11 protein-coding genes and 1 other RNA gene are annotated in these 13,558 nt (G+C 64.0%); 6 read left to right on the top strand and 6 right to left on the bottom strand.

All coding sequences use genetic code 11. The annotated features are described in order from the left end of the window. Positions 1-68: 68 nt before the first annotated feature. Together ssrS and CLAM6_RS00125 are read left to right on the top strand one after the other, a co-directional pair. Positions 69-251, top strand: a non-coding RNA gene (gene ssrS / locus CLAM6_RS00130) — 6S RNA. 22 nt (positions 252-273) lie between these two features. Continuing rightward, a complete protein-coding gene (locus CLAM6_RS00125) occupies positions 274-990 on the top strand; it encodes a 5-formyltetrahydrofolate cyclo-ligase (protein ID WP_153635009.1) in 717 nt (238 codons plus the stop codon). Between the two features lie 779 nt (positions 991-1,769). Here CLAM6_RS00125 and ilvA read toward each other — a convergent pair. After that, positions 1,770-3,293 (bottom strand): threonine ammonia-lyase, biosynthetic, encoded by a 1,524-nt coding sequence (ilvA, locus tag CLAM6_RS00120; protein WP_263643043.1) that lies wholly within the window; start codon positions 3,291-3,293, stop codon positions 1,770-1,772. A gap of 237 nt (positions 3,294-3,530) precedes the next feature. Between ilvA and rpiA the strand changes: the two genes are divergently transcribed. Both rpiA and CLAM6_RS00110 read left to right on the top strand, forming a co-directional pair. Continuing rightward, complete coding sequence (gene rpiA, locus CLAM6_RS00115) at positions 3,531-4,202, top strand: ribose-5-phosphate isomerase RpiA (protein WP_054556388.1); 672 nt, start codon at positions 3,531-3,533, stop codon at positions 4,200-4,202. A 9-nt stretch (positions 4,203-4,211) separates the two neighbouring features. Continuing rightward, complete coding sequence (locus CLAM6_RS00110) at positions 4,212-4,937, top strand: DUF3157 family protein (protein ID WP_153635008.1); 726 nt, start codon at positions 4,212-4,214, stop codon at positions 4,935-4,937. A gap of 140 nt (positions 4,938-5,077) precedes the next feature. On the opposite strand, the gene CLAM6_RS00105 is transcribed toward CLAM6_RS00110, so the two are convergent. Next, entirely contained in the window at positions 5,078-5,932 is an 855-nt protein-coding gene (locus tag CLAM6_RS00105; RefSeq protein ID WP_082388693.1) for an outer membrane protein OmpK, read from the bottom strand. Positions 5,933-6,281: 349 nt separating this feature from the next. Next, the gene (locus tag CLAM6_RS00100) at positions 6,282-7,550 is read right to left on the bottom strand and encodes a NupC/NupG family nucleoside CNT transporter (protein ID WP_153635007.1); all 1,269 of its coding nucleotides are present in this window, start codon (positions 7,548-7,550) and stop codon (positions 6,282-6,284) included. Positions 7,551-7,869: 319 nt separating this feature from the next. Here CLAM6_RS00100 and CLAM6_RS00095 point away from each other — a divergent pair, with 319 nt between their 5' ends. Continuing rightward, positions 7,870-8,646 (top strand): DeoR/GlpR family DNA-binding transcription regulator, encoded by a 777-nt coding sequence (locus CLAM6_RS00095; protein WP_054556386.1) that lies wholly within the window; start codon positions 7,870-7,872, stop codon positions 8,644-8,646. Between the two features lie 151 nt (positions 8,647-8,797). Here CLAM6_RS00095 and waaA read toward each other — a convergent pair whose 3' ends face one another. The 3 genes from waaA to CLAM6_RS00080 are packed head-to-tail and all read right to left on the bottom strand — an operon-like array spanning position 8,798 to position 12,716. Next, on the bottom strand, positions 8,798-10,120 hold the full coding sequence (waaA, locus tag CLAM6_RS00090; protein WP_153635006.1) for a lipid IV(A) 3-deoxy-D-manno-octulosonic acid transferase: 1,323 nt from the start codon (positions 10,118-10,120) through the stop codon (positions 8,798-8,800). A 2-nt stretch (positions 10,121-10,122) separates the two neighbouring features. Then, entirely contained in the window at positions 10,123-11,553 is a 1,431-nt protein-coding gene (gene hldE, locus CLAM6_RS00085; protein ID WP_043331637.1) for a bifunctional D-glycero-beta-D-manno-heptose-7-phosphate kinase/D-glycero-beta-D-manno-heptose 1-phosphate adenylyltransferase HldE, read from the bottom strand. Further along, a complete protein-coding gene (locus CLAM6_RS00080; RefSeq protein ID WP_153635005.1) occupies positions 11,553-12,716 on the bottom strand; it encodes a glycosyltransferase family 9 protein in 1,164 nt (387 codons plus the stop codon). Before CLAM6_RS00080 ends, hldE begins: the two co-directional genes overlap by 1 nt. Here CLAM6_RS00080 and CLAM6_RS00075 point away from each other — a divergent pair. Continuing rightward, positions 12,715-13,503: a 3-deoxy-D-manno-octulosonic acid kinase gene (locus tag CLAM6_RS00075; RefSeq protein ID WP_153635004.1), complete on the top strand. Its 789-nt coding sequence runs from the start codon at positions 12,715-12,717 to the stop codon at positions 13,501-13,503. The two genes, CLAM6_RS00080 and CLAM6_RS00075, sit on opposite strands and share 2 nt — an antisense overlap. Positions 13,504-13,558 lie beyond the last annotated feature (55 nt).

Here is a 13,558-nt window from a genome sequence, read left to right as displayed (position 1 = left end):
TCAGGCAACAGATTGTTCCCGACAGGATTAGCCCTTGGGCAGGCAGGCGGGGTTTGGTAGACTGAATGAGTTCTCTGGGGTGTACGACAGTTGCCGATGTCCCTCGAGCTTATAAGCTATTCCCAGGGAGTCCACTGCGCAGTGCTGTGTGCATGTCCGTGCGTCGGAACGCCTGATGCGCTGCGCGGGACTACCCACCTTGAACCGCTGGGTTCAAGGGCCCCCGGTAACACCGGCACCTTGGAGAACCCTGTCTGACGGAGATTGTCAGGCATGCACAAGCCCCCCGCGGCCTATGCCGCATCCGCGAGCCCACGCTCGCCACTCCCTTCTGCAGCACTCGATACCACGCTCTGGGCACTGCCCAGCGAGCTCGATCACCCTCAGGCCGACCGCCGTGCGCTTCGCCGTCTGCTGCGCCAACGCCGCCGTCAGCTACCACCTGCCATTCGTCTGCAAGCCGAAGATGCACTCCTGCGTCAGCTGAAACGGCTGCCAGAACTGTTGCGCGCCCGCCACGTCGCCCTGTATCTGCCCTACGATGGCGAGATCGATGCCACGCGTCTGTGCGATTGGCTGCAGCGACGGGGAGCGAAGGTCTATCTGCCGGTACTGCGTCCGTTCGCGGCCAATTCGCTATGGTTCGTGCGCTACGACGATCAGACACCCCTGGTCAGCAACCGCTTCGGCATCGCCGAACCGGACACCCGTCATGGGGCTTCCAGGGCGCGGCGCCTGCCTGCCTGGGCGCTGGATGTCGTCTTGATGCCACTGGTCGGCTTCGATGGGCGCGGGGCTCGCATCGGCATGGGCGGTGGCTTCTACGATCGCAGCTTCGCCTTTACGCGCCGTCCCGGCCCACGGCCACTGTTGATCGGCCTCGCCCACCACTGTCAGAAAGTCCCCGCCCTGCCGGTACAGTCCTGGGATGTCCCGCTGGACGCCATCATCAGTGATCGCGAAGTCGTGCGTCCTGCCCGTGCCGAATGAGGCGCCGGGCTTTACGACGAGATCGATGGCACGACCATGAGACGACCGCGAGACGCCGGAGCACGAGGGTGAAAGCAGGCAGAAAGGGGCTATCTGTGAGGAGGCGAAGCAGCAACGCAGTGAAGCCAGACGAGGGGTCAAGCTGAGGGGGAGTCGGGGAGCTGGAAAGCCGGGAGCAGAAACGCTGGAAAGCCTGGCAGGAGGGTCATGGCATGGGTGCGTGGCGCCAGAGAGACTGACGCCAGCAGCACCGCTACCGCCGGTGATGGCAGCAGCGCAGGATTCAGGAACCCATTACGGTCTGGGCGTAGCCGGTTGCCACTACACCAATCCCGAAGATGAATACCAGGGCCATGACCAGATCGGGCTTACGTTTCATGAGAGCGGGCTTCTTCTTATATCGTCAGTGGCTTTCGCGTGACGGTTGTCGATGACTGTCTTCCTGACAGTGACCAGATGATAGGCATCTGACTTCTGTATGACAATCACCATGCAATCGTTTGAATGGACGCTTTTCCACGCAGCTTTTGATGTCTGCTCGCCCAAGCCGACAAGGGCTTCCATCAAAAACACCGTTCTTTTTCGCGCCTGGCATGAAATGTGGAATTTCCTGCGGCATGCCCGCCGGATACGCATGAAAAAGCCCCGGCCTTCCACGCGAAGGCCGGGGCTTTTCTTTCCACGAATATGACCAATGAAGCATGATGAGCTGCGCCTCAGCTCGCCGCCTTCAACGCAAATGACTCATATAGCCATCATCGCCCCATCGCTTGCCTCGCTCAGGACAGAAACAGGCGATAGGCGGGATTGTCGCTCTCTTTCCAGAAGCGATAGCCTATCTCATTGAAATATTCCTCGACCCGCGCGCGGTCGCCATTGGGGATCTGCATTCCGATCAACACCCGGCCATGCGACGCGCCGTGGTTACGGTAGTGGAACAGCGAGATATTCCAGTCCGCCGGCAGGTGGGTGAGGAAATTCATCAGGGCGCCAGGGCGCTCCGGGAATTCGAAACGATAGACCTCTTCCTCGAGATCGCTGGTCGTGCGCCCACCGACCAGATGACGCGTGTGCAGCTTGGCCAGTTCGTTGTCGGTCAGGTCTTCCACCGCATAGCCCGCCTCACGCAGCTTCTCGACCACAGCGGCGCGGTCTTCACCGCCCGGCTTGACCTGCACGCCGACGAAGACATGCGCTTCCTCCGGGTTGGCATAGCGATAGTTGAACTCGGTGACCATGCGCTTGCCGATCACCTTGCAGAACTGCTTGTAGGCCCCCGGGCGCTCCGGCAGCGTCACGGCCAGAATCGCCTCACGCTGCTCGCCCAGCTCGGTGCGCTCGGCAATGTGCTGCAGGCGATCGAAGTTGGTGTTGGCACCGGAGTTGATGCACACCAGCGTCTCCCCTTCCGCGCCTGACTGCTGGACGTATTTCTTGAGGCCCGCCAGTGACAGTGCGCCACTGGTTTCGGAGACGGCGCGCGTATCCTCGAAGATGTCCTTGACCGCCGCACACATCTCGTCGGTATTGACGGTGATGACCTCATCGACGGTGTGCTGGATGAGCTCGAACGGTGCCGCGCCGATCTGCGCGACCGCCACGCCTTCGGCGAACACGCCGACCTGGTCCAGCACCACGCGTTCGCCGGCTTCCATGGCCGCCTTGAGGCAGGCGGCATCTTCCGCCTCGACCCCGATGACGCGGATCTCGGGGCGCAGGTACTTCACGTAGGCCGCGACACCGGCGATCAAACCACCGCCCCCGACCGGCACGAAGATCGCATCGATCTTGCCGGGGTGCTGACGCAGGATTTCCATGCCGACGGTGCCCTGGCCGGCAATGACATCCGGGTCATCATAGGGCGGAATGAAGGTATAGCCGTGCTCGTCCATCAGGGTACGCGCGTGGGCCAGTGCCTCGGGGAAGGCGTCGCCCTTGAGAATCACCCGCGCGCCGCGCTCGCGCACGGCCTGCACCTTGATTTCCGGCGTAATGCGCGGCATCACGATCACTGCCTTGACGCCCATCAGCTTGGCCGCCATCGCCAGGCCCTGCGCATGATTGCCGGCCGAGGCCGCAATCACGCCACACGCCTTCTGTTCATCCGTCAGCTGGGCCATCTTGTTGTAGGCGCCGCGAATCTTGAAGGAATAGACAGGCTGCAGGTCTTCACGCTTGATGAAGATGTGATTGCCGAAACGACGCGACAACAAGGGTGCCGGCGAGAGCGGAGTTTCATGGGCGGCTTCGTAGACACGAGCCGACAGGATTTTCTTGACGTAATGTTCGAGCATTATAGGAATGTCCTGATGTGTCACAGCGCGGGCCGCATGAGCGCGACCGAACCCCCATTGTTATCAGACCGCTGGCGAGAGCGTCCAGCGCCATCGCCGGGTTTGCCGTTATAATGTGGCGTTTTCCGGCGTTGCGCTTCACGTCAAGCCGTTTTCCAGTGCCTGTCGGCGGTAAACTGCTGGCCACGCGGGGAAGACCGCGCCAATGCCCACTTTCACCACCGCCCCACCGACCCGAGGTATCACATGACCCAGGATGAGCTGAAGCAGGCCGTGGCCCGCGCCGCCCTTGACGAGATTCGCCCACTGCTGAGCCGCGACACCATCATCGGCGTCGGCACCGGCTCGACGGCCAATCTGTTCATCGATGCGCTGGCGGAAGTGCGTCACGACTTCGCCGGTGCCGTCGCCAGCTCCGAAGCCACTGCCGAGCGCCTCAAGGGCCATGGCATCGACGTCTTCGAACTCAACCATGTCGGCACCGTGCCGGTCTACGTGGATGGTGCCGACGAGATCGACCCGCGCCTGGCGATGATCAAGGGCGGCGGCGCCGCGCTGACCCGCGAGAAGATCGTCGCGGCCTGCGCCGAGCGCTTCGTGTGCATCGCCGATGGCTCCAAGCAGGTGGATATTCTCGGCGGCTTCCCGCTGCCGGTGGAAGTCATTCCGATGGCGCGCTCCTATGTCGCGCGTGAGCTGGTCAAGCTGGGCGCCGACCCGGTCTACCGCGATGGCGTGCTGACCGACAACGGCAACCGTATCCTCGATTGCTACAATTTCCTGATCGAGGACCCGATCGCCATGGAAGCGCGCATCAACGCCATCGTCGGTGTCGTCACCAACGGCCTGTTCGCGGCACGCGGTGCCGATGTGCTGCTGGTGGGACGCGAAAGTGGCGTCGAACGCATCACTGCCTGAGGAGCTGGCATGACGATGAATCTGCGCCCACGACTGCGCCTGGCGACCGCACTGCTGCTGGCAGCCAGCGCAAGTCCGCTGGCGCTGGCCGATAGCCTGCCGATCAGCCAGCCAGTCACCGTGACGCTCGACAGCGGCGTCAAGATCCTGCTCAAGCCGGACCACAGCTGGGAATATCAGCTGGATGAGGTACAGGCCGCTTCCCCCCCGGCCACACAACCGTCCGTGGAAACTGGCGCTGGCAGCGCGCTGGTGCCGACCTCGACGGCTGTGCCGGTGACGGCGGCGGTCACTGCGCCGGGCGACTCGACCTCACCATCAGCCGGTGCGGCCTCTACCAGTGCCAGCAACGCAGCGCCTGACAGCGCGTCACGCCTCAACAGCAGCGCGCTGGCCAATCCGCGGCTGTTGAGTGAAGGCCACCGCGATGGTCTGGTCGCGCGCCTGTCCTCGGTGAGCGAAGAGGATGACGAGGCGCTTCTGCAGTTCAGCCTCGACAACACGGCCGGCCAGAGTGTCATCGGCGTGCAGGCCAGACTGCGCCTGTATGCCGATGATGGCCATCTGCTCGCGACGCGTGAGGTGCCGCTGTGGGTCGGTGAATATCGCCTGCCCCAGACCTACCTGCGCCCCGGCCAGACACGCGATAGCCGCGAAGTGCGCGTCTCGCTGCCGGAGGGTGAGTGGTCACGCCAGCTGGTGCGCGTGGAAGTCACCGAGGTGGAGTTCCGCTGATCACCGGATGCCGGATGCCGGATGCCGGATGCCAGCTTCCAGGTGTCAGATGCCACAGCAGCCAGACGAAAAACGGGAAGCCCTGAGGGGCTTCCCGTTTCTGTTTTAGCGCCGGTCGCTCAGCGAGAGCGAAGCGGTGATCAGAACTTGTAGTTGATGCTGAAGTAGTTGCCGAAGCCGGTGGTGTCCTGGCGAACGCCGGTGGCAGTGGAGCCATCGGTGAAGAACGCCATGTTGTTGTAGTACTTCAGGCCATAGCCGATCGCATAGCGCTGGGTGTGGTAGTAGATACCGTTGAACCACTCCATGCTGTTGACGCTGCGGCCCGCCTGGCTGCCCACTTCGTCGGCATCGAACTTGTAGTCCAGGTAGCCCTGATAGGCGATGAAACTGCCATCATCGAAGTTGACGAACGGCTTGAACCAGTTGGTGGAGGCCATGTAGCCGTCCCACTTGCTCTCGTCTTCGCCGCCGTAGTTCTCACGCACGTAACGCGCGTAGAGGTTGAAGCCCATCTTGCCGAACCACGGCACCTGCACATCGCTGCCCAGGCCGACGTAGTGCTCCCACAGACCGCCGAATGCGCCGTTGTCACCGATGTTGGTGACGGTGGCGATGTAGAGCTCATCCACCGGGCCGAACGACAGGTCGTAACCGGTCATGGCGTCCAGCGAGAAGCGCGGCGCCAGCTTGGCAAAGAAGTTGTCGCCGTCGTTCAGGTCATCGGAGCTGTCGTCCAGCAGGTCGAAGAAGTCGACATACCCGTAGAGATCGACGATGCCCGAGCGGCCGCCGAACTCCATCTCCAGGTAGGTATCTTCGCTGTTGCGGAACGGCAGGCGGTTGTCTTCACTGCGCATCAGGTTGAAGGTCAGCCACTTGTAATCATTGGCGTGGATATCGCCATTGAAGTCAGTAGCCTGCGCCGGTGCTGCAGCGGTCAGCAGCGTGGTGGCAGCCAGAGTGCTGGCCGCGAGGGTCTTGAGCATGGTCATCGCGTAACGATCCTGTCCTGAATGATGAGACTGTTCGAATTCTTGTGGTCTTGCCCGCTGAGCGGGTCTTGTCGCTATGAAGTCCGACGAAGGCGCGGGAGTGAAACTCGCACGGGGCCCAGTCTGGAAAGGCGGCGATGTTAGCACTTCCTCGCAAAAACGACAGAGCGACATTTCGGGGGTGATCAACGTGCCCTCGACGACAATGTGAACCTTTTCACACTCTCGCCTGGCACCTTGCCACCCTCGGCTTCCCCGAGATGACGCCCCGATGTTTCCTCGCTTGCCGCCCGGCGCATGCCGGCAGGATGGCTCCCGTCGACTGACCGGGCGGAGAGCGAGGAATGCATCAGGCCGCCAGCGCCAGGAAGAAACCGGCAATCGCCGCCGACATCAGATTGGACAGCGTGCCGGCGAGTACCGCCTTGAGCCCCAGGCTTGCGATCTCATGACGGCGTGTCGGTGCCAGACTGCCCAGCCCCCCCAGCAGGATGGCGATCGACGACAGATTGGCGAAGCCGCACAGCGCGAACGACAGCACTGCCATGGTGTAGGGCGTCATCACCGCGCCGGTGGCCGCGACGATGCTGTCACCGCTGAGGTAGGGCGCCAGATTGATGTAGGCGACGAACTCGTTCACCACCAGCTTCTGGCCGATGAAGGAACCCGCCAGGGTCGCCTCGCTCCACGGCACGCCCAGCAGGAAGGCCAGCGGCGCGAACAACCAGCCGAGAATCATGTCGAGACTCAGCGTGTCCATGCCGAACCAGCCACCCACGCCGCCGAGAATGCCGTTGATCAGGCCGATCAGCGCGATGAAGGCCAGCAGCATCGCCCCGACATTGGCCGCCAGCTTGAGGCCGGAAGACGCACCGGAGGCCGCAGCGTCCAGCACATTGGAGGGCGCATCATCATCCTTGAGGGCAGCATCGGCGAGGGCGATCGAGTCATCCGGCTTCTCCGTCTCCGGGCACAGCAGCTTGGCGAACAGCAGCCCGCCGGGCGCGGCCATGAAGGATGCCGCCACCAGATATTCCATCGGAATGCCCAGCGCCGCATAGCCGCCCAGCACCGAACCGGCGACGGAGGCCAGGCCACCACACATCACCGCGAACAGCTCGGAGCGCGTCATGCTGGCCAGATACGGCTTGACCACCAGCGGCGCCTCGGTCTGACCGACGAAGATGTTGGCCGTGGCCGAGAGCGACTCGGTACGCGACGTGCCCAGCACACGCTGCAGGCCGCCGCCCAGCAGGCGAATCACCCACTGCATGATGCCGAGGTAGTAGAGCACCGCGATCAGCGATGAGAAGAAGATGATGATCGGCAGCACCTTGACCGCGAAGATGAAGCCGACACCACTGCCCGGATTGGCCAGGCTGCCAAACAGGAAGTTGATGCCCTGATCGGCATAGTTGACCACCTGACTGACGGCACCGGAGACACCGGCCAGCACTCCCTGGCCGAAGGAGGTGTAGAGCACGAAGGCGCCGATGGCCAGCTGGATGGCAAAGGCACCACCCACGGTACGCAGGCGAATGGCGCGTCGATTCGACGACAGCGCCACGGCAATGAGGATGAGCGAAGCCATCCCGACGAGACTCATGAGGGGATTCATTGGGAAGATCCTGAGGGTTCTTGTGGTTGTTATGGGTGCTGCGTGCAGGGCTGCGACGACCCGTTCTCAACGTCGTGCAGTGTTATCCTGCATTCTCACCATGTTCAAAAAGTCACAGCCTGACCAAATAGTCAATACGTCCGTTTTACCTCACGCCCACTTGTCTTCCAGTGCCAGACTGGCAGTGTCAGGGGCATTTTTGAGGTTCTCCCTGTGTGTCAGTGGTTTATCATCTGCTTCTGACGTGGGACGTGGCGCTTCAGCCCAGGTTTTCGCCAACGCTCCCTCATCGGAACCGGCACCAAAGGACAAAAGCCGCATGAACAATCACAGCGCCGCCCGACTCGACCGCCTGCAGGCCATTCTGCGCGAAGGCAGCCCTCTGCAACTGAGCGACGCCGCACAGCTATGCGCCGTCTCGGAGATGACCATTCGTCGCGACGTGGCGCACAGCAACGGACTGCTGGAAATTCTGGGTGGCCGCCTGTTGCTGGTCGATTCATCCGCCGGCAGCGTCTATCGCCTGGATCGCGAGATCGACGCCAGCGCCCCGATCAAGCAAGCGCTGTGCCAGCAGCTGGCCAGTCATATCGAGGACGGCGACACCCTGTACGTGGATTGCGGCACCACGCTGGTCCATCTTGCGGCCGCCATCGACCGCCAGCAGACGCTGACCCTGGTGACCTGCGCCCTGAATGTGGCCAATGCGGTCGGCCATCTGCCCGGGGTGCGGCTGGTGATGCTGGGGGGCCTGTTTCACCCGGCCACCCAGTCATTCACCGCCACCGACATGCCGGAAGCCATCCGCCGCCTCGGCATCAACAAGGCCTTTCTCTCGGCGGGCGGAGTGCATGCCGAGCGAGGCGTCAGCTGCTTCCATTTCCATGAGGTCGCAGCCAAGCAGGCCGCTCTGGAAAGCGCGATGCAGCGCTTCTTGATCGTCGATGCGCGCAAGTTCGAGATGGTGCGCCCCGCCTTCATCGCCCCGCTGAGTGACTTTGATGTGGTGATCAGCAATGCCAGCCCCGCCGCACGTGATTGCCTGGGGGCGCTGGAGGCAGAAATGGGCGTGACAGCCGAGCTTGTCGACTGCTGAGCTGCAGATTGCCGAGCCTGTCGATTGCTTCGCAGGAAAGAGCCAGGCCACTCGCAGCGCCAGACCACTGACAAACAGAAAACGCCGCACGATTGTGCGGCGTTTTCTGTCTGACCAGACAGTCAATGCACACTTTGCGTGCGCAGGGACGTCACAGCGGCAGGTGGTGCTCGAGCATCGCCAAGGTGCCACTCAGCGCGCCGCGATTGCGCTCCACGACCTGACTGGCCGCCTGACCTGCCATCTGCTGCGCGGCCTGATCCGAGAACAGCGCATTCACCGCCTCGGCCAATGCCGTGTCATCCGCGACGACCTGAAGCGCGCCTTCCGCGGTCATCACCTCGGCGATCTCGCTGAAGTTGTCCAGCGATGGGCCACTCAGCAGTGGCAGCCCCAACGCGGCGGGCTCGAGCAGGTTGTGCCCGCCGATGGGCATCAGACTGCCGCCGATAAAGGCGATATCACTGGCCGCATACAGCGTCAGCAATTCCCCGAGACTGTCACCGACCAGTACCGATACGGCGCCAACCACCTCGGTGCCGCTCTCTGACATGGCACTGCGCCGCAGGCTGCTCTCGCCGCGCGCCTGACACCACTGCGCCGCCTGAGCGGCCACTGCCTCGAAGCGCTGCGGATGGCGCGGTACCAACAGCAGCAAGGCCTGAGGATGCTGGTCACGCACCGCGGCATGCGCCGCGAGTATCTGGCCATCCTCGCCGTCATGCGTCGAGGCGGCGATCCATACCGGCCGCTGCGCGAATGACTGGCGCAGCGACTGGCCGTCGGCAATGACCTGTTCAGCAATGTCCAGTTCGAACTTGAGCGAGCCGACGGCCGCGCCGCACGCTGGCGGCAGGCCAAGCGCCATGAAACGCTCCAGATCCTGCTGCGACTTGGCCGACAGGCCACTGACGTGAGCAAGACTGTCGCGCATCAGGGCGCCGATCCTGCGATAGCGCTGGAAGGCGCGCGGCGACAGGCGGCCATTGATGACGCACAGCGCAATGTCATCCCGCGCGCAGGCCGCCATCAGGTTGGGCCACAGCTCGGTTTCCACCATGATCGCCAGCGCCGGACGCAGCCGACGCACGAAGCGCCGCGCGCTCAGCGGGAAATCCAGCGGCAGATAATGGTGACGGGCCGGGGCAAGCTCGGGCGAGCCCTGCGGGGTATGCAGCAGACGTGCGGCCTGTGCAGCGCCGGTGGCTGTCATGGTCGTCAGCACCAGCGGGCGCCGTGGGTAGCGCTGACGCAGTGCCTCGACGAGACTCGCCACCATCACCACCTCGCCCAGCGAGGCGGCGTGCAGCCAGATGGGGCGCTCACTGTCGGGCGTGGTGCTCGGCGTAGAGGGGATGATACCCAGCCGCTCCAGGCGCGGGTGCTGGGCATCGTGCTCGCGCCAGACCCGCTGCCAGATGAGGGGCGACAACAGGGTCAGCGCGGTGCTGTAGAGGCCGCGGGCAAGGCTCACGCCTAGTCCTCGCGATCGAGAATGGTGGCGATCATCGCGGTGGTGGAGACGCCGTCCTCGAAACCGAGCACGCGGACTTCACCGCCATTGGCGATAACCGCCTCTCCCCCGGCAATCTCTTCGGGACGATAGTCGCCGCCCTTGACCAGCACATCCGGCAGCACGGCCTCGATCAGGCGTGCCGGGGTGTCCTCGCTGAAGGGCACCACCCAGGCGACCGCACCGAGGCCCGCCAGCACCTGCATGCGGCGCAGCACCGGGTTGATCGGGCGTGTCGGCCCCTTCAGGCGTGCCACCGAGTCGTCGTCGTTGACGGCCACGATCAGGCGATCGCCGTGGCGTGCCGCTTCCTGCAGGTAGGCCACGTGACCGGCGTGCAGGATGTCGAAGCAGCCATTGGTCATCACCACGCGCTCGCCGCGTGCCTGGGCGGCCTTGACTGCCGGGATGAGCGCGGACTCCTGGATCACGCCGAATTCCGCCAGCTTGTCGCCGTGCAGCGCGGTGTAGAGCTCCGCCACCGACAGGGTCGCGGTGCCCGGCTTGGCGACCACCAGACCCGCGGCCAGGTTGGCCAGCATCACGGCTTCCGGGAAGGCGTGACCGGCCGCCAGCGCCAGGCCCAGCACGCCGATCACCGTATCGCCGGCACCGGTGACGTCGTAGACCTCACGCGCATGCGTCGGCAGGTGCAGCGGCTGATAGCCCTCGCGGATCAGGGTCATGCCCTTCTCGCTGCGCGTCACCAGCAGGGCTTCCAGCTCGAGCTCGGCACGCAGTGCCTCGCCCTTCTCGGCCAGTTCCTCATCGCTGCGGCACGGCCCGACGATGGTCTCGAATTCGGTCAGGTTGGGGGTGATGATGCTGGCGCCGCGATAGCGCGAGAAATCACTGCCCTTGGGGTCGACCAGCACACGCTTGCCCGCCGCACGCGCAGCGGCGATCAGCGCCTCGACCTGATTCAGCGAGCCCTTGCCGTAGTCGGAGAGAATCATCACGCCACTGGCGCCCAGCTCGGCCTCGACCTGGCTCACCAGCGCGCTGGTATCCACCTCGTGCAGCGGCTCCTCGAAATCGAGGCGCAGCAGCTGCTGATTGCGGCTCATCACGCGCAGCTTGGTGATGGTCGGCACGCTGTCACTGGCCTGGAAGCGCGTGATGACATTGGCGTTTTCCAGCGCGCGCGTGAGGATGGCAGCGTTGTCATCCTCACCGACCACACCCGCGAGGGTGGCATGTGCGCCGAGCGAGGCGATGTTGAGCGCGACGTTGGCGGCACCGCCGGGGCGGTCTTCGCTCTCGCCGACTCGTACCACCGGTACCGGTGCTTCCGGCGAGATGCGTGAGGTGCCACCGTGCCAGTAGCGGTCGAGCATCACATCACCCACGACCAGCAGGCGAGCCTGTTCAAGCGCAGTCAGATCAAGCTTCATCAGGCGTCTCCGCGTGCAGAGGGGGATTGGGAAGAAGAGGTATCCGTAGAGGAGACAGCCGCGACCGGCAGACGTTCGCAGCTCTGGCCACGAATGACGCCATCGGTGTCCGCCAGCAGCTCAGCGAGGCGCGCGATGACATCCTCGGCGCGAATCAGGCTCATGGCGTCCTGATGGCGCACGCGCTGGCCCCAGTTGATCTCGTCCATCTGCTTGTGAAGATAGGTCTTCACGGCGTCCGGATAGCGATTGACCACCAGATGCTGCCAGCAGTACGGTGCCGCGCGCTCGGGGTTGGTGGTGGCGTACAGGCCGATCACCGGCGTGTTGAGCGCATTGCCCATGTGCACCGGGCCGGAATCCGGCGCGATCACGGCCACGGCGCGATCGATCATCGCCAACAGGCCCTTGAGCGAGGTGCCACCGATGGCATCGATGACCGCGCCTTCGCTGACCAGCGCCTTGATGCGCGCGCCCATTTCACGTTCCTGCGGGCTGCCGCCACCGGTCATCACGCTGCGGATGCCATATTGCTGCCAGGCATGATCGACGACCGCCGCATAGCCTTCCGGCGACCAGTTGCGGAAGTTGCGCAGTCGCGGATTGGCACACGGACTGATGATCAGATACGGCGCCTCACCGGTGACGCGTGCGGCTTCGGTGTAGGCCTCGGGCGGTACATCGAGGCGCCAGTCGAGGCGGCAGTCCTCGACACCCAGCGTACGCGCGAAGTCCATGAACGACTCCAGCACGTGGGCGCGCTCTCTCGGGGCCAGCTGATGGGAAGTAAAGAGGTACTGCCAGTCCTTGGCGCGCGCACGGTCGTAACCGATGCGCACCTTGGCCTTGAGGCCCAGGGACAGCGCACTGGCACGCAGTGCCTGCTGCATGTGCAGCAGCACATCGAAGTGCGTGTCCTTGAGCTGCCGCCAGATGGCGCGCATGCCCGCAAGGCCGGTGGACTTGTCATAGACCACGAACTCGACCCCGGTCAGGCCGGACAGTAGACTGTGCTCCCCCTTGCCGACGATCCAGGTAATGCGGGCCTCAGGCCACTGACGCTGCAAGGCGCGTACCGTTGGCACAAGATTGCAGACATCGCCGAGAGCGGAGAGCCGGAGCACGCAGATATGTGCGGGCTGGGCAGGGAGAGGATGCTTCATGCGGATGGCAGTTTTCCGAAATGAGAATGCCCACATTCTATATGATGGCGAAACAGCGCCACAAATGACGCCGGACTGGTTCATGCCATCGTTCTGGCGCGAACACGACGCCGTGACCGGCGAAGCGCCGGGGCGCGGGGCGAGTCTGTTCCTCGATGTCTGTCGTTTGCCCGCCGAACTGCAACCCGCCAATACCACCGCGACACCGGCTCGCCGCTGGGCACTGCGCCCCTATCGTCGCGGCGGCCTGATCGCGAAGCTCGCCAGTCAGCGCTACCTCTATACCGGCCTTGAGCGCACCCGCGCCTTCGCCGAACTGCGCCTGACGGAGCGTCTGTATCGCCAGGGGCTGCCGGTGCCAGAGCCCGTCGGTGCCTGCGTGTGGCGGCATGGTCTGACCTACGAGGCCGCCCTGATCACGGTGCTGATTCCCGGCGCACGCGCCTTCGCCGATGACCTGATCGCCCTCGAAGCACAGCGCCTGACTGCCGGGGCCGAGCTGCCCGAGGCTCTGCTTCGCCTGCTCGACGCCACAGGCCACGCCATTCGCGCCGTGCATGACGCCGGGCTCGAGCATGTCGACCTCAACGCACGCAACCTGCTGATCGATGAAAGCGAACGCGTCTACGTGATCGATCTCGATCGCTGCCAGCTGCATGCCGAGGCTCCCACGGATGCACGCTGGCGCGAGAGCAATCTCTCCCGCCTGGGCCGTTCGTTGGCCCGCTTCACCCCGACACATCATGCGGCGTGCCTGGCCCGCATCCGCAGCGCCTATCAAGCTTGAGCCGACCAAGACTGATCCTTCACGCATGGCGCTTCCCGAATGGCACTTCAGAATA

This window comes from Cobetia sp. AM6 (assembly GCF_009617955.1).
In the GTDB taxonomy this organism is placed as follows: domain Bacteria; phylum Pseudomonadota; class Gammaproteobacteria; order Pseudomonadales; family Halomonadaceae; genus Cobetia; species Cobetia amphilecti.
This window is presented reverse-complemented; position numbering and strand designations above follow the sequence as displayed.

Coding starts and splice junctions, on each gene's coding strand:
- CLAM6_RS00105 (WP_082388693.1), bottom strand. CDS start 5,932: ATGACCATGCTCAAGACCCTCGCGGCCAGCACTCTGGCTGCCACCACG.
- CLAM6_RS00095 (WP_054556386.1), top strand. CDS start 7,870: ATGAACAATCACAGCGCCGCCCGACTCGACCGCCTGCAGGCCATTCTG.
- hldE (WP_043331637.1), bottom strand. CDS start 11,553: ATGAAGCTTGATCTGACTGCGCTTGAACAGGCTCGCCTGCTGGTCGTG.
- CLAM6_RS00080 (WP_153635005.1), bottom strand. CDS start 12,716: ATGAAGCATCCTCTCCCTGCCCAGCCCGCACATATCTGCGTGCTCCGG.
- rpiA (WP_054556388.1), top strand. CDS start 3,531: ATGACCCAGGATGAGCTGAAGCAGGCCGTGGCCCGCGCCGCCCTTGAC.
- CLAM6_RS00110 (WP_153635008.1), top strand. CDS start 4,212: ATGACGATGAATCTGCGCCCACGACTGCGCCTGGCGACCGCACTGCTG.
- CLAM6_RS00075 (WP_153635004.1), top strand. CDS start 12,715: ATGCGGATGGCAGTTTTCCGAAATGAGAATGCCCACATTCTATATGAT.
- CLAM6_RS00100 (WP_153635007.1), bottom strand. CDS start 7,550: ATGAATCCCCTCATGAGTCTCGTCGGGATGGCTTCGCTCATCCTCATT.
- CLAM6_RS00125 (WP_153635009.1), top strand. CDS start 274: ATGCACAAGCCCCCCGCGGCCTATGCCGCATCCGCGAGCCCACGCTCG.